This is a genomic window from Pseudomonas tructae (genome assembly GCF_004214895.1).
Lineage (GTDB): Bacteria > Pseudomonadota > Gammaproteobacteria > Pseudomonadales > Pseudomonadaceae > Aquipseudomonas > Aquipseudomonas tructae.
Map to the genome: position 1 here is coordinate 3,823,961 of NZ_CP035952.1, position 26,377 is coordinate 3,850,337.

At 57.8% G+C, this 26,377-nt stretch carries 26 protein-coding genes and 2 pseudogenes; 16 read left to right on the plus strand and 12 right to left on the minus strand.

Annotated features, from left to right (window positions below):
- Positions 1-120: 120 nt before the first annotated feature.
- From EXN22_RS17405 to EXN22_RS26715, 3 genes and pseudogenes are all read left to right on the plus strand, one after another.
- Positions 121-1,509: an APC family permease gene (locus EXN22_RS17405; RefSeq protein ID WP_130265237.1), complete on the plus strand. Its 1,389-nt coding sequence runs from the start codon at positions 121-123 to the stop codon at positions 1,507-1,509.
- Between the two features lie 336 nt (positions 1,510-1,845).
- Positions 1,846-2,805: pseudogene (locus EXN22_RS26710) on the plus strand (PDC sensor domain-containing protein); the annotation flags it as partial.
- Positions 2,806-3,183: 378 nt separating this feature from the next.
- Positions 3,184-3,711 (plus strand): annotated as a pseudogene (locus EXN22_RS26715) (methyl-accepting chemotaxis protein); the annotation flags it as partial.
- A 61-nt stretch (positions 3,712-3,772) separates the two neighbouring features.
- Here the strand turns inward: EXN22_RS26715 and EXN22_RS26420 are convergent.
- The 7 genes from EXN22_RS26420 to EXN22_RS17445 all read right to left on the minus strand — a co-directional run bounded on the left by EXN22_RS26420 (position 3,773) and on the right by EXN22_RS17445 (position 8,991).
- Positions 3,773-4,075 (minus strand): YdcA family protein, encoded by a 303-nt coding sequence (locus tag EXN22_RS26420; protein WP_407691931.1) that lies wholly within the window; start codon positions 4,073-4,075, stop codon positions 3,773-3,775.
- Between the two features lie 306 nt (positions 4,076-4,381).
- Positions 4,382-5,254: a hypothetical protein gene (locus tag EXN22_RS17420; RefSeq protein WP_130265240.1), complete on the minus strand. Its 873-nt coding sequence runs from the start codon at positions 5,252-5,254 to the stop codon at positions 4,382-4,384.
- A gap of 29 nt (positions 5,255-5,283) precedes the next feature.
- Complete coding sequence (locus EXN22_RS17425) at positions 5,284-5,721, minus strand: hypothetical protein (protein WP_130265241.1); 438 nt, start codon at positions 5,719-5,721, stop codon at positions 5,284-5,286.
- Between the two features lie 170 nt (positions 5,722-5,891).
- Entirely contained in the window at positions 5,892-6,065 is a 174-nt protein-coding gene (locus EXN22_RS17430) for a YhfG family protein (RefSeq protein ID WP_130265242.1), read from the minus strand.
- Positions 6,066-6,201: 136 nt separating this feature from the next.
- On the minus strand, positions 6,202-6,645 hold the full coding sequence (locus EXN22_RS17435) for a hypothetical protein (RefSeq protein ID WP_130265243.1): 444 nt from the start codon (positions 6,643-6,645) through the stop codon (positions 6,202-6,204).
- On the minus strand, positions 6,642-7,550 hold the full coding sequence (locus tag EXN22_RS17440) for an NAD synthetase (RefSeq protein WP_130265244.1): 909 nt from the start codon (positions 7,548-7,550) through the stop codon (positions 6,642-6,644). Before EXN22_RS17440 ends, EXN22_RS17435 begins: the two co-directional genes overlap by 4 nt.
- Positions 7,551-7,725: 175 nt before the next feature.
- Positions 7,726-8,991, minus strand: a complete 1,266-nt coding sequence (locus EXN22_RS17445; RefSeq protein WP_130265245.1) for a phospholipase D-like domain-containing protein — start codon at positions 8,989-8,991, stop codon at positions 7,726-7,728.
- Between the two features lie 112 nt (positions 8,992-9,103).
- On the opposite strand from EXN22_RS17445, the gene EXN22_RS17450 reads away from it, so the two are divergent.
- Positions 9,104-10,411, plus strand: a complete 1,308-nt coding sequence (locus tag EXN22_RS17450) for a hypothetical protein (protein WP_130265246.1) — start codon at positions 9,104-9,106, stop codon at positions 10,409-10,411.
- Between the two features lie 220 nt (positions 10,412-10,631).
- Complete coding sequence (locus EXN22_RS17455) at positions 10,632-11,372, plus strand: hypothetical protein (RefSeq protein WP_130265247.1); 741 nt, start codon at positions 10,632-10,634, stop codon at positions 11,370-11,372.
- Between the two features lie 55 nt (positions 11,373-11,427).
- On the opposite strand, the gene EXN22_RS17460 is transcribed toward EXN22_RS17455, so the two are convergent.
- Positions 11,428-11,718 carry a DUF3077 domain-containing protein gene (locus tag EXN22_RS17460; RefSeq protein ID WP_130265248.1) on the minus strand — a complete coding sequence of 97 codons (291 nt, stop codon included), beginning with the start codon at positions 11,716-11,718 and terminating at the stop codon, positions 11,428-11,430.
- Positions 11,719-11,799: 81 nt separating this feature from the next.
- A complete protein-coding gene (locus EXN22_RS17465) occupies positions 11,800-12,027 on the minus strand; it encodes a hypothetical protein (protein ID WP_130265249.1) in 228 nt (75 codons plus the stop codon).
- 451 nt (positions 12,028-12,478) lie between these two features.
- Between EXN22_RS17465 and EXN22_RS17470 the strand changes: the two genes are divergently transcribed.
- The 7 genes from EXN22_RS17470 to EXN22_RS17505 all read left to right on the plus strand — a co-directional run bounded on the left by EXN22_RS17470 (position 12,479) and on the right by EXN22_RS17505 (position 19,923).
- A complete protein-coding gene (locus EXN22_RS17470) occupies positions 12,479-13,381 on the plus strand; it encodes an HNH endonuclease (RefSeq protein WP_130265250.1) in 903 nt (300 codons plus the stop codon).
- Positions 13,382-13,479: 98 nt separating this feature from the next.
- Complete coding sequence (locus tag EXN22_RS17475; protein WP_130265251.1) at positions 13,480-14,478, plus strand: restriction endonuclease; 999 nt, start codon at positions 13,480-13,482, stop codon at positions 14,476-14,478.
- Between the two features lie 259 nt (positions 14,479-14,737).
- A complete protein-coding gene (locus tag EXN22_RS17480; protein WP_130265252.1) occupies positions 14,738-15,994 on the plus strand; it encodes an integrase domain-containing protein in 1,257 nt (418 codons plus the stop codon).
- A 964-nt stretch (positions 15,995-16,958) separates the two neighbouring features.
- Positions 16,959-18,356 carry a YfjI family protein gene (locus EXN22_RS17490; RefSeq protein ID WP_130265254.1) on the plus strand — a complete coding sequence of 466 codons (1,398 nt, stop codon included), beginning with the start codon at positions 16,959-16,961 and terminating at the stop codon, positions 18,354-18,356.
- On the plus strand, positions 18,340-18,699 hold the full coding sequence (locus tag EXN22_RS17495) for a hypothetical protein (protein WP_130265255.1): 360 nt from the start codon (positions 18,340-18,342) through the stop codon (positions 18,697-18,699). Before EXN22_RS17490 ends, EXN22_RS17495 begins: the two co-directional genes overlap by 17 nt.
- Positions 18,677-19,657, plus strand: a complete 981-nt coding sequence (locus tag EXN22_RS17500; RefSeq protein WP_130265256.1) for an integrase domain-containing protein — start codon at positions 18,677-18,679, stop codon at positions 19,655-19,657. The genes EXN22_RS17495 and EXN22_RS17500 overlap by 23 nt, the downstream gene beginning before the upstream one ends.
- On the plus strand, positions 19,654-19,923 hold the full coding sequence (locus EXN22_RS17505) for a hypothetical protein (RefSeq protein ID WP_130265257.1): 270 nt from the start codon (positions 19,654-19,656) through the stop codon (positions 19,921-19,923). The genes EXN22_RS17500 and EXN22_RS17505 overlap by 4 nt, the downstream gene beginning before the upstream one ends.
- 33 nt (positions 19,924-19,956) lie before the next feature.
- On the opposite strand, the gene EXN22_RS17510 is transcribed toward EXN22_RS17505, so the two are convergent.
- A complete protein-coding gene (locus EXN22_RS17510) occupies positions 19,957-21,873 on the minus strand; it encodes an AAA family ATPase (protein WP_130265258.1) in 1,917 nt (638 codons plus the stop codon).
- 229 nt (positions 21,874-22,102) lie between these two features.
- On the opposite strand from EXN22_RS17510, the gene EXN22_RS17515 reads away from it, so the two are divergent.
- Genes EXN22_RS17515 through EXN22_RS17530 form a run of 4 tightly spaced genes read left to right on the plus strand, consistent with a single transcriptional unit; the run spans position 22,103 to position 24,921 of the window.
- Entirely contained in the window at positions 22,103-22,444 is a 342-nt protein-coding gene (locus EXN22_RS17515; RefSeq protein ID WP_233281648.1) for a hypothetical protein, read from the plus strand.
- Positions 22,441-23,658 carry a PfkB family carbohydrate kinase gene (locus tag EXN22_RS17520; protein ID WP_233281649.1) on the plus strand — a complete coding sequence of 406 codons (1,218 nt, stop codon included), beginning with the start codon at positions 22,441-22,443 and terminating at the stop codon, positions 23,656-23,658. Before EXN22_RS17515 ends, EXN22_RS17520 begins: the two co-directional genes overlap by 4 nt.
- On the plus strand, positions 23,655-24,257 hold the full coding sequence (locus EXN22_RS17525) for a 7-cyano-7-deazaguanine synthase (protein ID WP_130265261.1): 603 nt from the start codon (positions 23,655-23,657) through the stop codon (positions 24,255-24,257). Before EXN22_RS17520 ends, EXN22_RS17525 begins: the two co-directional genes overlap by 4 nt.
- The gene (locus EXN22_RS17530) at positions 24,238-24,921 is read left to right on the plus strand and encodes a nitroreductase family protein (RefSeq protein WP_130265262.1); all 684 of its coding nucleotides are present in this window, start codon (positions 24,238-24,240) and stop codon (positions 24,919-24,921) included. Before EXN22_RS17525 ends, EXN22_RS17530 begins: the two co-directional genes overlap by 20 nt.
- Here EXN22_RS17530 and EXN22_RS17535 read toward each other — a convergent pair.
- Together EXN22_RS17535 and EXN22_RS17540 are read right to left on the minus strand one after the other, a co-directional pair.
- Positions 24,918-25,688, minus strand: a complete 771-nt coding sequence (locus EXN22_RS17535; protein WP_130265263.1) for an 8-oxoguanine DNA glycosylase — start codon at positions 25,686-25,688, stop codon at positions 24,918-24,920. The two genes, EXN22_RS17530 and EXN22_RS17535, sit on opposite strands and share 4 nt — an antisense overlap.
- Positions 25,688-26,326: a DNA adenine methylase gene (locus EXN22_RS17540; protein ID WP_233281650.1), complete on the minus strand. Its 639-nt coding sequence runs from the start codon at positions 26,324-26,326 to the stop codon at positions 25,688-25,690. The genes EXN22_RS17535 and EXN22_RS17540 overlap by 1 nt, the downstream gene beginning before the upstream one ends.
- Positions 26,327-26,377 lie beyond the last annotated feature (51 nt).

A 26,377-nucleotide genomic window follows, 5' to 3' on the forward strand; every position in this document is an offset into this window, starting at 1 on the left:
CGGAATTATTGAAACAATTTGTGAAAAATTTAATTGACACACACCTGCCACTCTTCTTATTTTCCCTCCCTGCCTCACCTTCCATAAAAATAATTTCAAACCTACGGGCAAGCGCCATCCATGCCAGTCTCTTCGCGTGCACCTCACCAGCAGAACACAGGATCGGTTCTCGACTCAGCAGCGGACGCACAGTTCAAAAAGACCCTGAAACTCTGGCAGGTGGTCATCATCGGCCTGGCCTACATCGCGCCCATGACCGTGTTCGACACCTTCGGCATCGTCTCTGGCATCACCGAGGGGCATGTGCCCAGCGCCTATGTGCTGGCCTTGTTGGGCATCCTCTTTACCGCCGTCAGTTATGGCGTGCTGGTGCGGCGTTTTCCCGAATCCGGCTCGGCCTATACCTACACCCGCCGGGCGATCAACCCGCACGTGGGCTTCCTGGTTGGCTGGTCGTCGTTGCTCGACTACCTACTGCTGCCGATGGTCAACGCGCTGCTGGCCAAGCTCTACCTGTCGGTGATGTTCCCCGAAGTGCCGGCCTGGGCCTGGGTGGTGGGTTTTGTCACGGTGATGAGCCTGATCAACATGCGCAGCATCAACCTGGTGGCCAACTTCAACACCCTGTTCGTGGCCATTCAGGCGGTGATCATCGGCGTGTTCATCTACCTCACCGTGCGCGGCCTGCACAGTGGCGAAGGCCTGGGCACCTCGTGGAGCCTGCTGCCGTTTGCCGACCAGGGCACCCACTTCAACGCCCTGGTCGCCGGCGCGACCATCCTGTGCTTTTCGTTCCTGGGCTTCGATGCGGTGACGACCCTGTCGGAAGAAACCGAGAACGCACAGAAAGTCATCCCACGGGCGATCTTGCTGATTGCCCTGATCGGCGGCCTGGTGTTTATCACCGTGTCCTACTACATCCAGGCCTTCTTCCCGAACATGGAACGCTTCCAGGACCAGGAAGCGGCCCTGCCGGAAATCGCTCTGTATGTCGGCGGCAAGCTGTTCCAGTCGATCTTCATCTGCTGCACTTTCATCAACACCCTGGCCTCGGGCCTGGCGTCGCAAGCCAGCGTGTCGCGCCTGTTGTACGTCATGGGCCGCGACAACGTCATCCCGCGGCGCTATTTCGGCCGCCTGCACGGCACCTGGAAAACCCCGGTGATCAACATCGCCATCGTCGGCCTGATCTCGCTGTCGGCGATCTTCTTCGATCTGGTGACCGCCACCTCGGTGATCAATTTCGGCGCGCTGGTGGCGTTCAGCTTCGTCAACCTGGCGGTGATCGTGCACTGCTACCTGCGCGAAGGCTGCAACAAGACCCTGGGCGACAAATTCAAGTATCTGGTGCTGCCGACGATAGGCTTTTGCATCACCGCCATTCTCTGGCTGGACCTGGACAGCCACTCGCTATTGTTTGGCGGCGTGTGGGCGACGCTTGGGGTGTTGTACCTGGCGTACCTGACCAAGGCCTTCAGGGTTGCCCCGCCCAGTTTCATCGCCGAGTAAATGCCCGTAGGACCCAGCCCGTCGACACCGACGGGCTTTGTCTATTGCAAACCCCGACACCACAAGGACGCCCCCATGCTGCTGCGCCGCCTGCTCATTCAATGGAAGATCACCCTGCTCGCCGGCCTGTGCCTGCTGGCCATCGTGGTGGTGCTGATGGCGGCCACGCTGATGCAGTCGAGCCGCAGCGCCGCCCTGGTCAACAGCGCCAGCACGCAGATGCTCGACCACAACGCCCGGCTGCGCCTGCACACCTCGGCGCAACTGCAAGCGGCGAACATTCAGCGCTACTTTCGCGATGCCTACCTGTATGGCGATGGCATCGCCCAACTGGTGATGTTCCTCAGAGGCCAGGGCCGCGACAACCTGCGCCAGGACCTGACCCAGCAAACCCGCCAGGCCCTGGGCAAAAAACCCGACCTGCTCGGCCTGTACCTGGTGTTCCTGCCCAACGCCCTGGACGGCAAGGACGCAGGCTTCGTCGACCAGGCCGCAGTGGGCAGCAACGACAGCGGGCGCTTCTCGCTGTACTGGTCGCAGCCCAACCCCGGGGAACTTGAGTCCGAGGCCATGCCCGAGTCGATGCTGGCCGACACCAGCCTGTCGGCCAACGGCTCAGCCTACAACCGCTGGCTCACCTGCCCGCTGGAAACCGGCGCAGCTTGTGTAGTCGATCCCTACTTCGACAGCGTCGGCGAGCGCAATCCACTGATGACCAGCATCGCCTTCCCGCTCAAGCAGGATGGCAAGATCATTGGCGTGATAGGCCTGGACATCGCCCTCGACAACCTCCAGCAACTGAGCCTGGACGGGCGCAAAGAGCTGTTCGACGGCAACGGCCAGGTCAGCATCGTCAGCCCTGCCGGCTTGCTGGCCGGGCATAGCCGCGACGCCACGCAACTGAGCAAGACCTTCGAGCAGGTATTCGGCCAGCAGGCCAGCGCCGTGGCCGAGCAGATGCGTGCCGGCAAGGCCGCCGAGTTCAGCAGCAACGGCGTGCTGCAGGTCAGCCAGGCGTTCGCCCCGGTACCTGGCGCGCTGCCGTGGAGCGTGCTGCTGGAAGTGCCCGAACAGGTCCTGCAGGCCCCGGCCATCGAACTCAATGCACGCCTGGATGCACACAACAGCAGCGCCAACCTCAACAGCTTGTTGATGGCCCTGGCGGCTGCCGTGGTGGGCCTGGTGGTGATCTGGCTGACAGCCCGTGGCGTGACCCGGCCGATCCTTGGCGTGGCAGCGATGCTCAAGGACATCGCCAGCGGCGAAGGCGACCTGACCCGGCGCCTGGACTACGCCAACCAGGACGAACTTGGCGAGCTGACCAACTGGTTCAACCGCTTCCTCGACAAACTGCAACCGGTGATCGCCGACGTCAAAGCCTCGGTGCAGGACGCCCGCAGCACCGCCGACCAATCGGCGGCGATTGCCAGCCAGACCAGCGCCGGCATGCAGCAGCAATACCGCGAAGTCGACCAGGTGGCCACCGCCTCCCAGGAAATGAGCGCCACCGCCCAGGACGTCGCCCGCAACGCCGCCCAAGCCGCCGAAGCGGCCCGTGGCGCGGACCTTGCCAGCCGCGAAGGCCTGAGCATGATCCGCCACACCACCCAGGCCATCGAACAGCTGGCCAGTGAAATGACTGCCGGCATGGCAGAAGTCCAGCACCTGGCCAGCCGCAGCGAACAGATTGGCTCGGTGCTCGAAGTGATCCGCGCCATCGCCGAGCAGACCAACCTGCTGGCCCTCAACGCCGCCATCGAAGCGGCGCGTGCCGGTGAAGCCGGGCGCGGCTTTGCCGTGGTGGCCGATGAAGTGCGCAACCTGGCCAAGCGTACCCAGGACTCGGTGGACGAAATCCGCGTGGTGATCGAAGGCCTGCAACAAGGCACCCGCGAAGTGGTGGATGCCATGCACAGCAGCCACCGCCAGGCCCAGGACAGCGTCGCCCAGGCCGAACAGGCGCTGCCGGCGTTGCAGCGTATTGGTGAAGCGGTGACAGTGATCACCGACATGAACCTGCAGATCGCCTCAGCGGCCGAAGAACAAAGCGCGGTGGCCGAAGAAGTGAACCGCAACGTCGCGGGGATTCGGGATGTGACCGAGTCGCTGTCGGGGCAGGCACAGGAATCGGCGCAGATCAGCCAGGCACTGAACCGGCTGGCCAATCATCAGCAGGGGTTGATGCAGATGTTCAGGGTGTAGGGACCGGCAGACACAGATCCACACTGTGGGAGCGGGCTTGCCCCGCGATAAAATCCCCGCTTCACCGCCGCCGATAACTCTTCTTGCCACTGGGCGTCAGGCAATAAACCCCGCCCCGCGGCCCAGTGCAGAAGTTCCCCGACCCGCAACCACAGCCCTCGCTGGCCCCGCGCAACGGCTGCACCGCAGGCTGCGCGGCTCTGCCGTACATAGACGCCGAGCAGCTTTTTTTCGAAGCACTGATCGACCCGTCATTACACAAAAACAGATCGCCATCACAGCCGGCAATCCCGCCCTTGCGCCCGGAGCAAGGCTTATTGGCCGCCAACGCCGAAGACGTCGCCAACACCAGTACCAGGGCCAACCCTACCCGCCCGGAAAAACAACGCGCCACAGCATTCCCTCCCTAGAATATGGCTCAATGCTATCAGCGTTGATCGAATCGAGGAAAGTAGGAGCGGGCTTGCCCCGCGATGTGCATGTCTTTAGATGGGGTAAAACCTGGGAGGTGTACGCCGCAAGGCTTGTGGCGCTTTTGAGATCGAGCGCCGCCCGCGCGGCGCATCGCGGGGCAAGGCCCGCTCCCACATTTGTTGCAACGTGCCATGGCCTGTGAGAATGGAGTTGTCAGCCTTGGTGCATGGCGTAAGTGCGTGTCGAGCCCTTTAGGTCACCTGCCAGCCTTACGCAACCGCAACCGCCGAACCACCGCAAAGCGCTTACAAAACTGCCGATGGTGATGACTGTTCAGCAAAACCAGCACCACCGATGGCAGAGCAACGGACGAAACTGAAAACAGCAGATTGATCCCCGCGCCAAGACTTGCAATCGCCATCAGCAAACTCGTCGCCGCAACCGCCACGAGACACCATACCCCCCAGGCAAAACCGTTGGCGATCAGGCCAGCGCCAATGCTACACACCGCCGCCCCGAGCAACATCACAATCAGCACATAACCCATGTTCTCGAGATGCTGGGCAAAATAGGCGTACTCCACCTGCACCACTGCCAACGAAATGGAGGCCATGGCCAAGAAAAATGCGGCGCAGAAGCGGCCCACATAACGCCTCAAGAACGCCGCCATCCCTGGATAGCGCAGCACATCCACAGGCTCACCCGGCAAACGCTTGGCTCGCGGAGCCTTGCTGATCTCAACGAACCTTGCATACATCCGCCGATAGCCTCGACCGTTGAGCACCAGCAGGCCAACCAGGGGACAGAAAAGCGCCAGGTAGTAAATCAGCCCAGGTGGACGCTGGGTATACAGCCCCACAGTGACCAGCAAGCAACACACCAGCAATGTCACCAGCCACCAGATCAACCGAGTGCTCCCCCACACGAGCAACAGGTGCAGCATGGTCGGGATAACCACGCCGCTTTTCAAACTGTTCAGGATGTCGGATGAACTTATGACACTCGGTGAGTGTGTGCCGTTAATCACGAGTATCAGGCTCATGAGGGAAGCAACGGCCAGCAACCAGCTCAAGGTCAGGAGCGGGAAATTGCGGCGGAGGCAGGCGTTGATTTCGGCTTGGTGATTCATCCGTGAACCTTTGGGGGTGGTGGACTCTTTTATCGTTTGCCAGACACTGGCTTGAAGCGCTTGCGCCGGATATCGGACAGGGTTTTGCTCATCTCCCGATAGCGGCGGCTGTTATACGCCAGTAACGCCAACAAGGGGGCGATTATTGAAACTACGGCCAGGAGTGCATCGCGCGAAAAGGGATAGGTCACCACGCCGGCAATCAGGCAAACGAGCAAAAGGCCAACCACTGCACGGTTCCCGGCTGAGTAGCCACGGATTACGACGAATTGGCCGATGCCGAGGGTGAATGAACCCAACATGATAAAAGCAACGATGTATCCCGGCTCGGCAGGGTTGCCTGCGAAGATGGTCTCACCTGCGCGTATGGATGCGCAGGTGAGGGAGATAACTGCGAGGAAAAATCCTGTCCACAGTGTGGGGTAATAGCGACGTATGAAAGCCGGCAATTGCACTGGTTCTAGCACGGGCTCGCTCTCCGTACCCGTCTGCCCACATTGATCCGTACCTTCATCGACCCACCCTCTGCCGCAACCTCATCATTCACCGTCGCATCTCGCAGTGTCGTTCGCTGTTGAAGAAAGCAGAGCCAGCGACGACAAGCCAAATCACAGACCTACCTCATATTTATCCAGAATTAGCCCTTGGCTTGTTGCCGATAGGCTTCGAGGATAGTTTCACGGGCAGGCAGCTTGCGTTCAGCATCATCCGGCGTGACATCAAAGCCTGCGAGACGCAGGCTGGCCGAATAGTTGGACTGACGTGTCTTGGCGCAGTGGACTTTCTTGGCTTGCAAGCTTGGCGTTTTCAAAGGACCGACCTCATGGTTGGGCAATGGCGCCAGACAACAACTGTAAGAACGACCATTCTCTCCCCATCTGACCTCTGTCGGCCAGAGTGGGAGCGGGCTTGCCCCGCGATGCGGCCAGCAGCGCTTGCCTCATCATTCATGCTTTACCGCCACTGGCTATCCATCGATTTCGCATTCGGCGTATCACTACCAAGCGTCGGCACATTTGGCGATAGCGACGGCTATTGATGACAAGCAAGCCCAGCAAGGGAGCGGCCAGCGAGATGCCAAGCAGCAATTGGTGGCTCGATCGGTTATAGGTTAAAAGCGACGAAAATAAACAACCAACAAGCAGGACCACAATCAACCAAGCACCCCAAGTACGGCCACCGACCAGTATGAAGGTCCCCAATGTGATGACCAGCGTACCCAGCGCGATCAAGCCCATCGCAAACTCTAACTCGTAAGCATGCCTCAAGAAATATGCATCAATTATGTTTCCCGTCATCATCGCCGTGGAGAAAAGAGCAAGCAGATACACCGAGATAAGCCTTGGGTAAAACCGACGAATGAACCTTCGCATATACCAATAGGAAATCATGAGTCATCCCCTTCGAATACACCGAATGCTATAGACTGAACAGTCTCGCTACCCCCTACGCCCAGAACGCCCCCCAGTGATTCTTGAATCAGTGAAGTGGTTGCCTGCTTGATTTGTGTGGGGGTATAGCGCTTCGGTATGGTTCCAAGCCGCTGAGAAAGCTTGAGCTGTTTGGCAGTCAAAGAAGGATGCTTGATTGACAAGAGCTCAGCCGTCAACGCCTTACGCTGCTGCCGGCTCAATGTTCTAGTGAGCTCATACCAACTCTTACCCGTCGAGGCTTTGCGCACCGCGAGGAATCTGACAGCATTCGCGGCACCGCTCGCCGTGCCCAGCAACGACACTGAATCTAGAAGGGACGTGGCATCACGATACCAAGCCTCCTCATCCCAGCGATCAAGCCCCTCCGGATCAGTCAGTTCTTTTCGCAACCTAAAGATCCCGTTTACACACAGAGCCCCAGATGCGGCAGCACCTGCATATCCAGCATAAGCGATCACCAGTCCGACAGGCCCCGTGAACAGGGTTAACAGTTTGCCAGTAACTATCGCAACAACATTAAAAACAACACTTGCACAAGTAATCCCCATGGCAGCTGCTTCTGTAAGTGCCCGTGACTCACGAGGTGTCCGCATCGCCTGATCAACATACTGCTCAGGCGTCAAATACCGCTTCACCTCCTGCAACACCACCCGCTTGGGCAACACACTGCAAATCGGCCGAAACTCCCGCAACGTCACCACGTTGTAGTCCGCATCGATATACACCACCCCTGCCCCGACAATCCCGGGGTCGGCATCAATCGCTGCAAACAACCGCGGCACATTGACCAGGCTTTCAATCCGCTGGCGCGCAAAGTACTGCGAGGGGCTTGCGCCAAGCCCGCTCATCCTTGAGTCGTTCATGGAGTCTCCTGAAACGTGAAAGCGCCCGCAAACCCGGGGGATGCAGCCGCCTGAGCTGCCCAGTTTTAGCAGCTAAAAATCAACGTTTCAGAAGGGTATTTTTGCTAGCTATGTCGTCCTACAGGCTAAAAACAACAACCTGTAGGACGACACCGTTGAGGTGCTGATGAAATCTCTACTCAACAGCTGTTTCCACCGGATCAAGCACCCGCAACGCAACATTGGAACGCAGTTTGACCAGGCACAACCTGTGCGAAGTCCCCTCCGCGCCAAAGAACTTGTCCGCCCGCTCGCCCGTCAGGTTTTCCTCGAATTTGAACGGCGTGGTGATCAGCCGTTTGATGTCCCTCTTGAAGCTCTCGCTATTGGCATCGATCCAATCGGCGGCCTTGCGCCGCAAGGCGGCAGGCGCCTTGGGTTTGCCTGAGTTGCGGAGCATCACGGCGGGATAAACATCCAGGTCTTCGGTGTTGTAACGCATAAACACATGGCACAGCTCTTTATCCTCGTGATCGATCACGGCCACGCGCAAGTTGTAATCGCCCTTCCTGGCCTTGCAGGCTGTATCGCTCGCATCAATTGCCACTCCCCACTGGGCCTGGCCCTTGATTTGACCTCTGTCGATACCGATCCGATTTTCGATGAACGAATACACGGTCTTGTTCACCCTGACCCAGCCAAGTTTCCCGGCACCGGATATACACAAATAGCGGTGCTGGGGTTTGAAGTCGTGGGTTTTCTTGCCGATGGGCCAGGTCAGCAACTCTTCGCCTTTCAATGAGTGTTGAAGCCGTGCGTACTTCTCATCAAAGCGAGAAACGATGCTGCACGTGCGAGGATTGGACTGCGGCCGCTTGGCCAACGCCGAACGAACCTCGGCATCGATTACTCGCTCGCCGCGCAGCACGCGAGCGCGCAATTTTTCGGCGGCAATCAAGTCGCGGTCCAGTTTATCGGCCTGCTCACGCAAAGCCTCATACTGGTTAGCCAGCGCCTGCGCAGCTTTATTCACCGACTCCAGAAAGCCTGGCGTCAGCAACGTTGCCTGGCGCTCCATCTTCGCCACCAACGCCTGAACGCCCTTGCTGACCCCGCGAACGCGAATGTTGCTTTCAAGGTTCGCAGTTGCCCCCCGCTCGGTAAAATTCTGGCTGCCCAAGGTCACGAAGCGGTCTTTGGCGACGATCATCTTCGCGTGCAGATTGGGCAGCACATAGACCGGTATCTTTTTATCCAGCAGGGCTTTGATGGCAGTGAAACTAGAAGCGCCAGACGCAAGCACCTGTACATTGACAAGCGTATAAACCTTGGCGCTTTTACCCAGCAGGGCAATGTCCAACGCTGCCAAGCCGGTCAAATAAGGCGAGAAAATCTTCAGATCAACCTTGTCGTTTTGCAGCTGCGCTTTTACCAGCGGCACGATATTGCTCGTGAACTTCAAGCGTCGGCATCCTTGTTCGAAACCCCGCCAATAATACTACATTGCCACTACCGACCGATTGACTCAGAATCCCGCCCCCTGCACGCCCAAGCCGCCCCACAAGGAAACCGCCATGGCCCAGCTCGATGCCTTCATTGCATGGATGAGCGCCAACCTGGACAACGCCACCTTCGCCCATCAGTATCTGGACCGCAAAAATCGCAAGCCCTGGCACTGCAGCAGCCTGTTCAATGCCTATGAAACATACGACTGGCCGCACCCGGCGATAGAGCATCTAGACATCGACAAAGGTCGCAACATCACCAGCAACGCCCGCGCACTGACAGCACTCCAGCAACAACTGCAACGCGCCCTGGCACCCGCGCCTGAAGACCACGCAGCCAGCCGTGCAGCCATTGATGTGATGATCTGGGGTGGCGTTCGCAAGGGCAATATCAACTGGCTGATCGACCACCGCAAAAATCTGGCCAACCTGCTGATCGACACCCGCAACGCAATCGACAGCGGCGAACTGAATCACCCGCTACTGCTTGATCCCAACCTGCGCTTCAATGCCGGCATGACCAAGGTCTACTCGCTAATCTGCAAGCAACTGGTGATCTACGACAGCCGCGTTGCCGCCGCGCTGGGTTGGGCGGTGGTGAAGTTCTGCCAGCAAGCTGAGCCTGCACTCACCCAGGTACCGCCTGAGCTGGCCTTCCCCTGGGCGGCGGCCAGGCCGACCAGACAACCCAAGCAGCGCAATCCGTCCCAAGGCAACCTGCAGTTCCCGCCGCTGCAGGCCGGTACCGTGCATGCGCAATGGAATATCCAGGCCAGCCAGATACTGGCGGCGGTGCTCGCCCATGCCAATGCCAAGGACAGCGGCTTCAACCAGGACGGCGGTTCGGGTAGCAGCCCGTTGCGGCGCTTGGAGGCGGCGCTGTTCATGATCGGCTATGACCTGGGCGGCGCGAGTACAACGATCGCCAACCAGGACGTGATATCCGACTGGATCGAATGCTGGACGCCTACCAAACACAATCCTTTTCACTACCGCTTGACTGAACAGGGCTTTGAGACTCGAACCACGCGCATCACCCGCTTCCCGCTGCAAGTGGTCAACGACACCCTCAACTACCTGTGGCGCCAGTTCGGCCGCGGACAATTCCCCCTGGCCAACAGTGCCGACCGTGTTCCAGCCGGCCTCAGCGAAGAAGGCATCGGTACCGCTTACTACCATGCAATCAACCGCCAACAACGGGTTCCGGAGTCGAGCCAACTCACTGCCATCCTTGAAGACCTCGGGGTGTTTCAGCTAATGAGCCTCAGGAAAAAACACTGGGTATTGAATCTGCAGCTGCTGGACACTCCCGACAAAGGCAGCCTGGATATCGAACCACTGTTGCTGCGCCTGCTCGATGACGAGGCCCAGGACTGACATCCCTCGCTAAGCCTGCTGCCATACTTTGTGGGAGCGGGCTTGCCCCGCGATGCCGCCAGCACATTAAACCCAAGCACATTGCCATCACCCCCTGATTCACTCACACTCCCCACCGCTCGCTGCTCAAGGATGACCGCGACGCAAGGCCGCCGCGCCCTGCCTGCGCCCCCTCGACCGGGCTTACTCACCTGTCGATCACCGCACCCAAGGTTCAAGAATGGAAGCTGCCCTCCCCCCCAAAAAGATCTCTGGCCTGATTACCCGCATCATGGGTGGCATCAGCGCCTTGCTGGCCACCATGTGGGGCCTGATCACCTACGTATTCCCCGACCCCAGCGTGTTTGGCCTGAGCTTTTTGAACTGGCAGAACCTCATCCTGTTCATGAGCGCCTTCGTGTTCTTGACGGTGATTTACCTGGGCTGGTACGCCAATCGCCTGCCGCAGATGCTCAAGGGCGCCATGCTGGTGATCCTGGCGGCCGGCCTTGCGGTGATCTTCTTCGCCCTGGGCGGTGAATACGCCAAGCCCAGCTTCGACTTCGCCCGCGACCAACAGAAGTTCATCGAAAACGGCGGCGCCAACCTGCTGGGCAAACGCCTGGAAGTGATTGACGGCGTACGTATCGAACTGCTGGGCTGCGAAAAAATCGGCCGCCAGCCCAACTGCGCTTTCGAGCTGACCAACACCCGGCTGGACAGCGAATTCCGCTTCGAATCGCAAACCACCCTGTTCGAAGAAAGCGGCGGCGCCCTGAGCATCGACAAAATGCAGGTCGGCTCCTCCAAATTCACTTACCGCGACGCCTTCCCCCTGGTACGCGGCGTACCCACCCGCGTGACCCTGGCCTTCGAACAAGGCCGCGGCGACCTGCAGCAGGCGCCGGCGCTCAAACTCAAAGTGCGCGTAGGCCGTGGTGAAGAAAGCGTGGTGAAATTCAACGAAGTCGACATCAAGTAAGCACAACGCCCCACGCCAGCCATCGCCGGCGTGGGCCGCTTACCTGCCCTACCGCTCAGCGCGCCTCAGCCGCCATGGCATGCGCCACATCCTCCACCAGCGCCTTGGCCATGCCGCTGAGGTAATGCGCCGCCCACACCAATGCAGCGTCCTGCTCGATCCCGGCCTGCAAAGTCAGCCGATGCACACAGCCCATCAACACCGCCGACTGCTCCAGGGCGAACGCCGCACTGTGGCCGGGCTCGACGCGAAACAGCCTGTGTGTGGAGCGCCCACTTTCACCTTCACCGAAGGCAGCGATGCCGGCTGTCTTGGCGGTGGTGGCGGGGTTCAAATCCTCATCCATTGCCAGGTCCCCCTGCTGAAATCGCCAGCCCGCATTGCTGAGCGAAGTCGTCAGCAACGCGGGCATCTGCCGATTGGCCACTCAGTGGCGTGACTGCACCTTGCTCAAGGCCACTTCGACCAGAGCACGGGCGTGTTCGATTTCATGCATGGTCGCCAGGGTGAGCACCTGGCCGGGAGGTGTGCGATGGAGCAGGACGGTTTGCTGGGCGATGGTCAGGGCGCAGATCAGGTATTCGGAGGTCTGGACCAGGAGGTCTTCGAGGGATTGGTTGGGGTGGTGCGGTGGGTCGGGGACGATTTTTAACATAGCGAACTCCTTTGCTTTAGGGAGCCGCCACACGACTGCTGTCAAACAAAAGGTGGCAGCTATACGCGGGTTGACAGACCGGCAAAGCAAAGGAAAACCCGGCGCACACGAAGGTGCCCCACGTACAGCCGCCATAACGCGTGCACATGCGGATTCACTTTGAATTCGGCCTGTCAAAACCGGTCGTTGAATTGGCAACGACTGGCGGAGACTAGAGCGCTGAAGGAATCACTGCAATGGCTTAGAGGCGACAGCAGTATGATTGGGAAATGGACTACAGGGAATCAGGAAATTCTGAAGATCTTGATGCTGCGGATTGCAAATCCGGGGCACGGACTCATCTTCTTTCCTGCCTGCCTCATTTGGTAATGATGAGTAAGATCAATCCTTCAATTTTGTAAGATCTCGCGCTATCTTCGCTGGCGATATGCCACGCCTATAGGGACGCGCGATGCAATTTTTCTGGGTAAACCTAGGTACGACTCACAAGGAAGCCAGAACCGGCAATTTTCTCTGGGCCCCGCTGAGCTCCCGCTCAGAATCCGGCAAGGTACAAACCCGTCGCCACTGGGACAACGTCGGCAAAGTGAAAGCCGGAGACGTGATCTTCTGTTACCACGACAACTACCTACGCGCCATTGCTAAAGCCGAACGCGATGCCTATCAAGCCGAGCGCCCACCAACGCGCTCGTTCAACGAGTGGAGCAACCAAGGGCACCGAGTCGATATCACCCTCACCGACCTCAAGCACCTCTTACGCAGCGACGACATTGCACCCACCTACCAAGCGCAATTCGACATCCACACAGAGCCATCGTTGTTCAACAGCAAAGGCAATGTGAATCAGATCTACATGGCCAAATTGCCTGCTGATGCTGCGCTGTATTTGCTGGAACAAGCCGAGGTGATTGCCGACTACGAAGACCAGCTCGTTGATGCTGGGTCGCCAGAAGAAACCCCTTCCGTTACCACTCGAGAAGCGCTCGTCAAAGCTCGAATTGGCCAAGGCGCGTTTCGAACAGGATTGTTCAAACGCTGGGAGCAAAAGTGTGCTTTGACTGGGCTAAAAAATCCCAACCTGTTGGTCGCCTCGCACATTCAGGCATGGGCATTAGCCGACAACAAAGCCCGGCTGGACACAGACAACGGCTTGCTGCTGGCCACCCACATTGATCGGCTCTTCGACTGCGGGTTGATTTCTTTTGCTGAAGATGGGCAACTGCTGATCAGCAATAATTTGGCGGCGGAGGAACACAAAATCCTAGGGCTGGACCAATACACATCGATTCCAACCTTGAGTAAGGGCAACCGACGCTATCTTGAGAAGCACCGCAAGCGCTTTAGCTTTGCGTAGGGGGCACTTTCCAATTCGAGTAAACTCCGCCCCACAGACGTTCTGACCGACACGGCCCCCTTGGCCCGAAATCAAAATCAACTGACAAGGCAAATGATATGACACGGATGTGGATGGTTCGCGGCGAAGGGGGAAGCTTGTACGACGCTTTTCGCGAAAGAGAAGTAGCGGCCATCGGATGGGACCAGTTAGCGCCACATGCCAAACCAGGCGTCGGACGCAAACAGCTAATGTCCTTGTATCAGTCAATCGAACCGCAAACAAAACAAGGCACCATTGTCTCAGGCGCCTCTCAGGTGTGGCGTTTCGTGAACGAAATCCAGAATGGTGATTGGGTCATCACCTACTCTCCGGCAAACCGCCTCTACCTGGTTGGCACAATCACCGGGATGACAGAACACCGTCCAGAGTGGGCAGCACAAGGCATGTCGCTTGCTCGAAAAGTACGGTGGCAAGCGCTAGAACTGTCACGCGAGAAGTTGGGTGTAAGCACCAAAAACAGCTTGGGCTCTACCCTGACCATTTTCGAAGTGCCAGCCCGAGCGGCAGCGGAAGTCTTGGCAGCATTACAAGGTGGACCCGCCCCAGAGGCAGAGCCAGATGACGTCACCGATGAAGCCATTGCCGACCCACTCGCGGACATCGAATCTCAAGCAATCGAGCGAATCAAAGACCGAGTGAGCGAGATTGATTGGGACGAAATGCAGCATCTGGTTGCGGGGATTCTTCGCGCGATGGGCTACAAAACTCAGGTTTCACCACCGGGTTCAGACCGAGGGAAAGACATTGTTGCTTCACCAGATGGATTTGGGTTTGAGAACCCTCGTATCGTTGTCGAGGTGAAACACCGTAAGGGGCAGATGGGTAGCCAGGATATTCGTAGTTTCCTCGGTGGCCGCCATAAAGACGATCGTGGCTTATACGTCAGTACGGGTGGTTTCAGTAAGGATGCACTTTACGAAGCGGATCGGGCTTCGATTCCGTTATCGTTGTGGACACTGGATCATGTAGTTAGGGCGTTGATTGAGCATTACGATGCTACGGATGCTGAGACGAAGAGGATTGTTCCTTTGAAGAGGCTTTATTGGCCTGCTTAGCACTTTGTGTGCTCGAGCAGTACTTAATTGAAAAAGGATGCGACGGGGGTTCAAATTCCCCCGGCTCCACCAAATGATCAATCAAAGACGTCCACGGACGTCTTTTTTTGTGCCTGGAAGCCAGTGAAATCAAGGATTTACTGCTCTTTTGAGGGCCACAACGGTTTTTTGAGTTCCAGCCACCCCGGTATTCCCGGTGGTATTCCAGCCTACCTGGGGCTAATCTTGGGAATACCAAAAGGTGTCATGGAGCTCTCCCATGTGCGCTCAAACAGCTCGCCTCTCCGACCGCCAGCTCAAGGCGGTCAAGCCCAAAGACAAGGACTACGTCCTCACGGATGGCGACGGGCTCCAGCTCCGAGTCCGGGTCAACCGCTCCATGCAGTGGAATTTCAACTACAGGCATCCGGTCACCAAAAATCGAATCAACATGGCGCTCGGCTCCTACCCTGAGGTCTCTCTGGCGCAAGCTCGGCGGAAAGCGGTTGAGGCTAGGGAAGTACTTGCGCAGGGGATCGACCCCAAAGCTCAGCGCAATGATCTCGCGCAGGCCAAGCTAGCCGAGACAGAACATACGTTCGAGAAAGTAGCTACCGCCTGGTTCGAGCTGAAAAAGGACTCGGTCACGCCGGCCTATGCCGAGGACATCTGGCGCTCACTCACACTGCACGTTTTCCCCAGCATGAAATCGACTCCGATCACGGAAGTCAGCGCACCGATGGTGATCAAGATCCTTCGCCCCATCGAAGCCAAAGGCAGCTTGGAAACCGTGAAGCGGCTTAGCCAGCGCCTCAACGAGATCATGACTTACGGTGTCAATTCGGGAATGATCTTCGCGAACCCGCTAAGCGGGATTCGGGCGGTGTTCAAGAAACCGAAGAAAGAAAACATGGCGGCGCTTCCACCCGAGGAGCTTCCTGAACTCATGCTGGAAATAGCGAACGCCAGTATCAAGCGCACGACACGTTGTCTGATCGAATGGCAGTTGCACACCATGACTCGCCCCGCCGAGGCGGCGACTACTCGCTGGGCAGACATCGACTTTGAAAGGCGTGTCTGGACCATCCCGCCAGAGCGGATGAAGAAGCGCCGCCCGCACAGCATCCCGTTGAGCGATCAAGCCATGTCATTGCTGGAGATACTGAAGTCCCACAGTGGTCATCGGGAATACGTCTTCCCGGCAGACCGAAACCCTCGTACTCATGCCAATAGCCAGACCGCCAACATGGCGTTGAAACGCATGGGCTTCCAGGACCGCTTGGTCAGCCACGGCATGCGCTCGATGGCCAGCACCATCTTGAATGAACATGGGTGGGACCCGGAGCTCATCGAAGTGGCGTTGGCGCACGTCGACAAGGATGAGGTGCGCAGTGCCTACAACCGAGCCGACTACATCGAGCGACGGCGGCCGATGATGGCCTGGTGGAGCGAGTACATTCTGAAGGCGTCGACGGGCAATCTCTCGGCCAGCGCGATGAATTTGTCCAGGGATCGGAACGTAGTGCCCATACGATAGGGCGGCGACAACGGCGACACTGGCGACAGACTGCGTGCCATCTACATCCTTGCCGTCTGAGCGGATGGCGACAGTCGCCAACTCGCCTCGATTTTGGCTTCTCCGGCTAAGCCCGTGAGCATGGGGAGGCTTCGCATCCCCATGCTCACGGGCTAACACTAGAAAAGCGACAAACGGCCACTCTGCCACTGACACCCACCGACTTCCAAAGCACGCCAGAGGTGGAATCTGGCGCATTTCCATGTGCCCGTCACCAATTGACCCGTGCCGCGGCGACCGATAGAACGAAGATTCAAAGCGCTGCCTTAGGCAGCACCTCAGATGACCAGAGCCTTCAAGGTCATGCCGCTAACCCGGTGGTTCAACCCAAAGTGCGATTCGCGCCCGGAGGCTCGCACAGTCATTCGCCAGAATGATGGACGCCCTCTAAACAATCCGCCTAGTGCGGCTGCCCGCTAACCCTTTAGTCCTGCAGCAACGAACCTGCTCGGCCAATGTTTTGCGCCAACCCTTCGCCCGTCTCTTTTTCCAGAAAAGAGACGGGCGCTCCTACCACTGCTGCAGCCCTCATCGTACATGGCTTTGCGGCAATTCCCCTCGTGACAATCGGCGTGACAAACGCCGATGTCACTAGCAACAGCGCTGTAGATGATGGTGCCGCAGACCAGGGAATGGACTGCACCTGACTGACAGTCAGGCATGCCCCAGTCATCGCATTGCTGCGTTCTCCCGGCTCAGGATCTCGCGGCACTGGTCTCGTCAGCCAATGCAGCCTCCACCCGCCCACCGGTAACGGTGCTCAGGAGGCCAGATCATGAGATGCCCTTGCTCCTGGTCGTAAGGAGCCGCCAGTCCCGCGTCAGTGGGCACCCTCACAGGTCGCAGGGGCCTTGATCCCTGATAACACTCAGCATTCTTGGCGGGATGACGTGAGGGAGAGATCGGTAATTTATGGAGGACGGCTATGCAACTGCGCGAAGTACAAGGGCCACCACGCCCCTTGTTGGAACAGCAGGTTACGCCCCTACCCTACCCGGTCGCGGAGCTGGGCGATCTATTGGGGCCTGCCGTGGAACGCATGGCCGATGTGATCGGCGTGCCCTGCGCCATGGCCGCGCAATCCATTCTGGCCACGGCAGCTTTAGCGAGCCAGGCGCACGCCAATGTTCACCTCGACGGCCGAATCTATCCGTTGTCGCTGTACTTGCTGACGGTGGCTTGCTCGGGTGATCGCAAAAGCGCGGTGGACCATATTGCACTGCAGGCCGCACGCGATTGGGAAAGACAGCAGTGGATCGCCTATGGCGAACAGCTCAAGGCGCACCGAGCTGCAATGAGCCTCACCGCGAAGTCACCGACCTCGAAAAAGTCAGCACAGCTAGCGCTGGACGCCCAACCTGAACCCATCCAACCGAGACTCCTCAGTGCTGAGCCGACCATTGAGGGCCTGGTCAAAAGCCTGTGCCACGGTTTGCCCAGCATGGGTCTGTTCAGCGATGAAGGCGGCCAGTTTTTGGGCGGCAGTACCATGAGCAGGGACAACATGATCAAGGCGATCACTCACTTATCGACGCTGTGGGACGGCAGCCCGATTGATCGGTCGCGCGCGATGGCAGGGGAAAGTCTGCGTGCCTATGACCGCCGTCTCAGCATGCACTTGATGCTGCAACCCCGCCTGGCCGACCGCTTGCTTCAGGACGCAGATATCAAAGACCAAGGCATCCTGGGGCGCTGCCTAATCAGTTGGCCCGAGCGTCTAGTTGGAGAGCGGCTGTACAAGGCGGTCGATCTAACACGAGATCCGAAGGTGCAACTGTACCAGCAACGCATTGCCGCGCTGATGCAGAAACCTTGGTCACGCCATAAAGACGGTGGCCTCAACCCCGCAGTCCTGGAGTTGAGGCCCCGCGCCCGTGAGGCCTGGATTGCCATTCACGACACCATTGAATGCGAGTCCGGGGAATTTGGCGAGCTGGTCAACGTGCAAGCGGCCGCGGGCAAGGCCGCAGCGAACGTTCTACGCATGGCTGGTGTGATGGCGGTTGTTGAGGAGTCGACGGTCTTGGAAGAAACGCACATTCAGCGCGCCTCTACGCTGATGGACTACTACCTGGCCGAGACACAACGACTGACCGAACAGGAACCACTGAACAAGCTTCGCGCAGAGGCAGATTGCTTGCTGCGCTGGTTAATTCAGAAGAATTGGCCGCCGTTCCGCCTCCGCGATCTCGCGCGCAACGGCCCTCGCTTTGCCCGAAAAAGCACTCGGCACACCTTCGCGTTATTGCTGGAGCTGATTGCCCATAACTGGCTGAACAATCACGGGGACATATTCGAGGTGCGTCATGTTCCGCCTCAATGACGCCGTACGCCGCTATCGGGCGCAACATCGCTCGCCGACCGAGTTACGCTGTGTCGCCGCCACCGTCACCACTTTGTCGCCACGTGCCAATCCAGATACGGCGGGGGTTGTCGCCAGTGTCGCCGCTGTCGCCACTCCAACATCTGAGCGCATCAACCTCGCTCGGCTCATCGAGCAGTTGCAAGCAGAAGGAGCTTTGCTGCAACACAGCGAAACCGCACTTCTCATCCGTCCAACACACTGGGGGCAGTTGGATAGCATCACCCCCCACTGGAAAGCCCTGCTGCTGCACCTACAAACCAAAGATCAAGGTGAAGACAATGGCGCTGGTCGGTCGGCGTGATGGTCGCAACTTTGGTTATGGCCGACAACTGAGCTACGCCGGTCGGCAGGCACTGAAAGATCTGTTTGCCGGCGGCCACTTCGCCACGGTCAAAGCGCATAGCGATCGCTGGCAAGCCTTCGTGCGCTGGTGCCGGTCAAAGGACGGCCCTGGCTACAACGATGCGCGCCAGATTGATCGACAGACGCTGCAGGACTACGCCACTCACCTACGAGAGCTGATCCAGCAAGGCGAACTGTGCATCGCCACTGCGCAAAATCGCCTAAGCAGCGTTAACCGCACTCTCGCTGCACTGCGCGGTAATCAGGATGTGAAAATTGCCAACCCGAGGCAGGCGTTGGGACAACAGCGTTCCACAATCCGCATGCGTGCACCCGATGGCCAAAACTTGCAACAGGTGCAGCGTGTGCTTGAGGCGCTGCGCGCGCAACAATATGAAAGGGTGGCCGCCATTGTTCTGTTGACCCGAACAACTGGTATGCGCCTACGCGAAGCGATCCTGGCGGACCTGCCGCGCTTGCGCCGTGAAGCCGTACTCTTAGGCCGCATCAATATCCAGGACGGTACCAAAGGCGGCCGTTCAGGGGCGTCGGCGCCACGATGGGTAATGGTCAATGATGAGGTGAAGGCGGCGCTCGAGTTGGCGCGTAAAGCATCGCCGACCGCCAGTCGCAACCTATTGGCCCCGAGCGAAACCTACGCCATGCTCCTGCAACACACCGTGCTGCCTGCTCGCGAAATTCTGCATGAATACGGACTAAAGGGGTTTCATGATCTGCGCGCGGCCTACGCTTGCGAACGTTATGAGTACCTCACGGGCTATGCTGCGCCGGTCAACGGTGGCTACGGCTATCGCATTGACCGCAACCTTGACCAGCAAGCGCGCCAACAAATCAGCCTTGAGCTCGGCCATTACCGGGTTGACATGGTTTCGGCCTACGTCGGAGGTCGCATATGACTTATCCATTCGATATGACGCTGTTTTTAAGTGGAGTCCTGACAGGCTCGCAAGCAACGCAACATCGCCACCTCAGGCAAGCCCGGCTCATGCAAGCTGCCATTGCTCAACGATGGCAACGCGACAATCCATGGGCCTGGCGGCACAAGCATGTACGCTGGTTTTTCACCGAACACCTGAAAACCCACTCGGAAGCCAGTCGCTATTATTATCGGCTCACGATTGCATTGGTCTTAAGACGAATGGGTACCGTCTGTATGCTCTGACACCATCAAATTTTTATTTATATACACAGCTACTCAGTCCCTAGTCTCAGCAGTACGCAATAGTCCGTCTGTCGACAGTACTGAGATACGTTCACCTAGGAATGTTAAAACTTTGTAAAGATTCTGCAGACCTTGGGCCGAAAATACCTCAACCGACGTATCAGCTCTGTACAAGTACTCTGCCAAGATCAGGCCGTACTGAGCCTTGGTAGGTACGGAGCTCAATCCCAGGCTCTCCTGAGCAGCCTCCATGCTGTCTTTCCCCAAGAGCGCTTCCAGCGCCATTCCTTCGAACGAGGCATCGATATCTGCCAGGGTGATCACCATCTGCTCGGGCAAGATCCATTCTTCTCGATAGCGATCTCGGGCTTTTCGACCTTCCTTATCGTCATCGAGCAGAACGATGAACTTCTCGCCGCGCCCCATGAGCAAGCTGATCAGGTTACCTGACGCACTTGAGCCGACGCCTGGAATCAGGTTGAAGCACAGCTTGCCTCCTGTCCGCAATGCTGCGGCCTTGAGCGCGTAGTAATCCGAGATTCCTTCCAGGATCACGCACGGTGAAGTCCCTACAATTTCAGGAACGACATACTGCAGGCGGTCAATCACTGGCTGGAAATAGTGTGTACGGGTAGGAAAGGAATTCAGGTATTGTTTGTACTTGATCGCGTTCACTTCAGCAGGTGTGAAGTCGAGATCATAGTCCTCATCATCGCCTTGCCCTGCCGGACGGTTCTCGATGATGTAAGCCCCAGACAACCACTTCGGGTTCACCATGTGGTGGCTATGGGTTGAGTAGATGATCTTGTCGCCGCTGGCCGCCATCTTCTCGAAGTAGCCCAGCAGCTCGGCCTGAGCGCGGGAGTGCAGGTTAGCAGCAGGTTCGTCAAAGACGTAGATTTTGTGTTGATTTTCACGTTCGAGCTTAAAGCCCGTGAGCAGCAAGAATGTGAAAAACCATCTGAAGCCGATCGATCGCTCGGCGATCTTATAGGTCGTGTCGCGGTTACTCACGACAAACGATACGATCACTGTGGGGTCATTTGCGCCGCCGACTACCCACTTGAGGTCGACCCGTTTCGCCGTGGCATTGCGCGACAGAACGCGCCGCCAACCGCCAATCACTTCAACAGAAAGCGCGTTGGAGACCTGTTGGAAGACATTATCAATCTGGTATTTTTCTGGGCTTCGCTGGAACTTCTCATACCAATCGGCACCGTAATTAGCCCGATACGTCTCGATAGGTCTATTCACATCCCGGTCAATATCGAAGCCAGCGAATTTTATGATGCGCTCGACAATCTCCCGATAATGCCTCTTCTCGTAACCCTCATAACCATCGGATGCGAGCGAAATTTGCTCAGGCACATTGATCAAAAACGTCGGAAAATACGCGACCTTCGGTATCGACGCCTCGATCAGATCAGCCGTACGCTTCCAAAGATTTTCGTCTTCATTATCCGGCTGGGCATAAACCTCAAACTCCCCTTCCCCGTGTGGCCTGACCCTGAAGTCGAACCCAAGGCTAGCAATCCTGGACTTCGGCTTACTGTTTTCGAAGCTGAACTCTCTTGCGATCTTGAAGGGTTTCGCTAGCGCCTCGGTGTCTACGTCCAACCCAGCACGACTCACCAGGGCCTTGATCGACTCCAGATCATGCGCCTCAAGCTCAACGGTCGCAGCAATCGACACGGTGCCAGTAAATGCGCCTTTCTTGCTGGCGGGGATGAAGGTGAACTGATCTTTGTTTTCTGTACTGAAGAAGTAGAGCCTTGAAACCGACCGGTCGCTGCTCACAAACTGCGAGATGGCTTCCAATATCGTGGTTTTGCCACTTTCATTTAGTCCAATCAGTGTCACGACTGGGTTGTCCAATCGTCCTGCCAGCTCAATTCGTGTGCTAACAATCCCTTTGTAGTTCTTTATCTCAAAATCAAGGATTTTCGACATCAGCGCACACGACCTTGTGTTGGCACGAATCGGAGCACAGCCAGGGCTATGTCTGGCCGGTTTGAACCCTGTAGACAGTGCCCCGCCACTCAGACGCGGCCTCTTGGCAAATTGGATCCGACAGGGGTAGAGTGCCGGCACTCTAGCATCAAGTCGACCGCTGTCAACTGGCCTTGATTTGACGCCGGCCACAGTTGCGTTGGTTCACATAGGGAAGATGGGGAACGTAATGTCAGGTTCTGACGGAAGGCTTTTTAGAGATTACACAGCCGGCGCTCCAACCGAGACCGCCTGCGATACGCTGTACCTGCAGACCCAGCTTGCTTCTCCGAAGCCTGAGGTCGTGAGCGAGATCGAAGTCGGCGATACGCTTGGAATTGCCCTTGGTGAAATCGAAGGCAACGTCGTCGCCTGCGCATATTGGAACAGGCATATTGCCGGCGGTATTGCATCTCCCAAGGTTATTCGACTGATCGCCTGCCTCCAAAGTGGTACGAACTATTCAGCAATAGTTACGGCAAAAATGGGTGCTCAGATCTCCATCAAAATCTCGCCGATCAAGGAGGAGTGATTTTGATCAGACTGACTGGCGGTGTGTATTACGAGCAGTGCATGTGCCCCATATGGCAAGAGCTGTTTGGCTCAGGTGGTCGAGCTGCCACAGCGATAGCGCGCCTTGGCGGACACGTCGCCCTGGACACATACGCGGATCGCACCGCGGAGGCCATTCTTCGTCAGAGAGCGGTGCTGGAAGGCTTTTCTGTTGCAACCCATGCCATAAACCAAAGCCTGCACTTCCGGTACACCCATGGACTTGCCAAACCGTCGATCCATCCGGTACCAGAGACCTCTTCGACGACCCTTCAAATCACTGCCGACAATGTGGTTCGGTTTGGACTGCTCGAAGGTGACTGCGTCGTCGATGCCCGTAATGTCGTTTACGACCCACAGAGCTCCCGGCACCCCGTCCCCTTCCATGAGAATGGTTCCAAGGCTGAGCGGCTTGCGCTTGTCCTAAACAGAAGTGAAGCCGAAGCGCTCCATGGCAGTGACGAGTTGAGCGCAGCCGATTTGGCCCGGGCACTTTCGAAGTCGCAGAACGCCGAGATCGTCATCATCAAGATGGGCCCTGCCGGCGCCCTGCTATTCCATGAAGGCCAAGCGCACCACATCCCCTCCTTCGTGACGTCGCAGGTGTGGAAGATTGGTTCGGGTGATGTGTTCGTCGCGAGCTTCGCGCACTTCTGGCTCGAAGAAGGGCTTACCCCACTCAAGGCCGCCATGCAGGCCTCACGTGCCACGGCGTACTACTGCGAGACGAAGGGCTTTGCCTCTAAAACAGAGCTAGAGACCTATCACCCCGTCGCCGCCAGCCTGCCGAAGAAATCAAAAATGGGCAGGCCTCCCCTGGTATACCTCGCCGGCCCATTCTTTTCGCTGGGACAGCTTTGGCTCATCGAGGAGGCTCGCGCCCGGCTTTTGGAAATGGGATTGAACGTGTTTTCCCCCGTCCATGACGTTGGCCACGGGCCTGCGGATGAAGTCGTGCAGAAAGATCTCGATGCGATCCACGAATGCGACATGATGCTCGCAATCGGGGACGGCCTCGACGCTGGGACGATCTATGAGATCGGCTACGCGCGTGCACTCAAGAAGCCCGTCATCATGTACGTGGAGAATGAGTCGGAAGAGGATCAGAAGATGATGGCCGGCTCGGGCTGCACGCTGACAAAGGACTTCGTCACCGCCATTTACCAAACCGCATGGAAGGCAGCTGAGTTATGAAGCGCGCCCTCCTCTTATCAGGCGGCATGGATTCACTCGCGGTGGCCTGGTGGCTGCGCCCTGAAATCGGCATCACGCTGAACTATGGCCAGCTCGCCGCTGAGGCAGAAATCTGTGCCTCGAAGGCCATCTGCGGACAGCTCCAGATTGAGCACCATGTCATTTCCATCGACTGCCGATCGGTCGGCTCCGGCGACATGGCAGGAGGCCAGGCGGATGCCCATGCGCCTGCCAGTGACTGGTGGCCGTACCGGAACCAGATGCTCGTCACCCTGGCGGCCATGAAAGCCATCAGCCTGGGTGTTAAAAAGCTCTACCTGGGCACCGTGAAATCCGATGGTTCCCACCGCGACGGTACTCCGGAGTTCATCGCTGCCATCAATCAGCTGATGGTCATCCAGGAGGGTGAGATGACCGTTGAGGCGCCTGCGATCAAGTTGAGCACCACCGAGCTTGTAAGAACTGCCGGCGTGCCGTCTTCTATGCTGGCCTGGGCTCACAGCTGTCACAAATCGAGCGTGCCGTGCGGCAATTGCCGAGGCTGCAACAAGTACTTCGAGGTCTGGCAAGAGATTGAACATGGATTGGATCACGCTTAGTAGCCCGACGGTACTAGCTGAGCCTGGCCACTATCAGCCCTTCACCTGGCCCGATGGCACATTCCATGCGCTGCCCGAAACAGAGGATGCCGGTGACGAAGGCATCCTCAATCTTCTCGATCACAGACGCACCAGGCGAACGTTCAATGCCTTGAGTGAAGGCCAGCTGGGCCAGCTGCTGTGGCGCTGCGCGCGTACGCAATCCATTGCCGAGTCGGACTATGGCTTCGACCTGGAATTGCGACCAACGCCATCTGCCGGCGCAATGCACCCCATCCATATCCTGGTTCACCTTCCGGGTGCGTCGAACTGGAGCCGCTACGATAGTCGCCGGAACGGTCTTGTCGAGCTACCAGGATCAGCTGAAGCCTTCGCTGGATTGGAAGAGCAGTGCCATGAAGCACTGCCCGCCGCGCATGCAACGCGGTTGCTCCTGGTGGCCGAACCCGGAAAAACGTGCGCCAAATACCAGCACGGAGAAAGCCTGATCTGGCGAGACGCTGGAGCACTCTTGGCGGTCATGGCCGTGATTGCTGAAGCCTTGGACTACTCGTTTTGCCCGCTGGGGATTACGGGTGAGCCGTGGGCTGGTCGACTCGCACCTGCCGGTGTGCTCACTGGTGTCGGTGTCGCACTCGTTGGTGGGCCGACACCGCAGCGCTAGGCGGCTTTCAAACCAGCTTGGTTCAGCAGACCGTGGACGACGGTAGGCGCAGACATCATCTGGTACCACATCAGCGCGTCGAGCTTGGAGGGGCGAACCTTAATCGCTTTGCTCAGCGCAAGAAACTCCGCTTCGAGCTTCAGGTAGTGACGCTCCACGGTGAGACCGGGGGAGAAAAAGCCAGCCAATGCCCCTGCACGCAGGATGTGGATATCCAGGATGGCGACGTCATCGGCATCAAGCCAGTTGCGAGCAATCCAAGAGGCGGTCTTGTAGCCAATGCCTGGCAGCTCCAGCAGCCAGTCCCGAAGAGCTCGGCCAGAATGAAGAGGAACACCCCCTAAGGCCAAGGCTGTGAGTGCTAAATGGAGGTAACGCGCCTTCTGTTTGGCAAAGCGGTAGCGCACTGAGCGGCTACCGATTTTCAGTGGGAGGGTCAGCCACTCTTGCAGCTGCTCCTCACTAGGTACCTTAGTGTCAAATGCACCGAGGTTTCTCAGGTGGGCGAAGGCCGCCAATCCGACACTAGCCGGGATTCCGTGGCCACCCAGTAGGCACGCTCCGACCTCTTCAGCCAGGGTGGCGCCAAGCTTGTAGTTGAGAGGCTCAGGCTCTTGCTCGTTTGCCCACACCTGGTACGCCCAGTACGCCGGTGTCGGGAAAGCTTCGATCAAACCCCATGCAACACCCGGGAGCACTTCGCTCAGAGCGTCTGGGAAATCGCGGCTGTAGATCTTAGAGTCTACGAACACAACACCGTTCTGCATTACAGTGCCTCCTGAGCGGAGCCATAGGTCTGCGTGATCCAGTGCAGGAAATCGCTGCGCTCTACCGGATCCATGGCAGCAACACGATCGCGGAGCCGGGACTGACGTCGGGCAATGTTCTGCCGTTCGCGAAACGTGTCGCCTAAGTAACGACTGTCGTGAAGTTCCACTGGGGCAGAGTAGTTCATCCAGACGCATTCCTCCCTGACATCTGTGTGCGTCTTCGCCGTAAACGTCACCTTCCTCCATCCTTGGAGGGTTTCGTTGTACAAGGCACTGTCGTAACCGGAGATCATAACCTTGCACGGGACGCCGCACAGCGTACGTAGCAGTTGCTCATGCTGGGACTGGTCATATTCGTAGCGGTAGATCTTGGCGCGACGCCGGGTCTGTGTGACATACGGTGGGTCAGAATAGATCAGCTCGCTACCGTCGTATGAAAAGCTGCTCAGGTAGTTTGAAGCATCATCCTGGATGAGCTCAAAGCTCTCAACCTGGTGCTCAGCCCAAGCGTCGTGAACAGCGGGATCTATATCGACACCGATGTTTCGGGCAGCAGGTTTTTTGTGGCGCAGGACAGCGCCCGCGCCCAAGTGCGTCTCGATGTAGGTCTGATGCGGAGGCATCAGGTTGATCAAGCGCTGGTAGCACTTGCCTTTCCCGCCTGGATATCTCATGCACACATCATC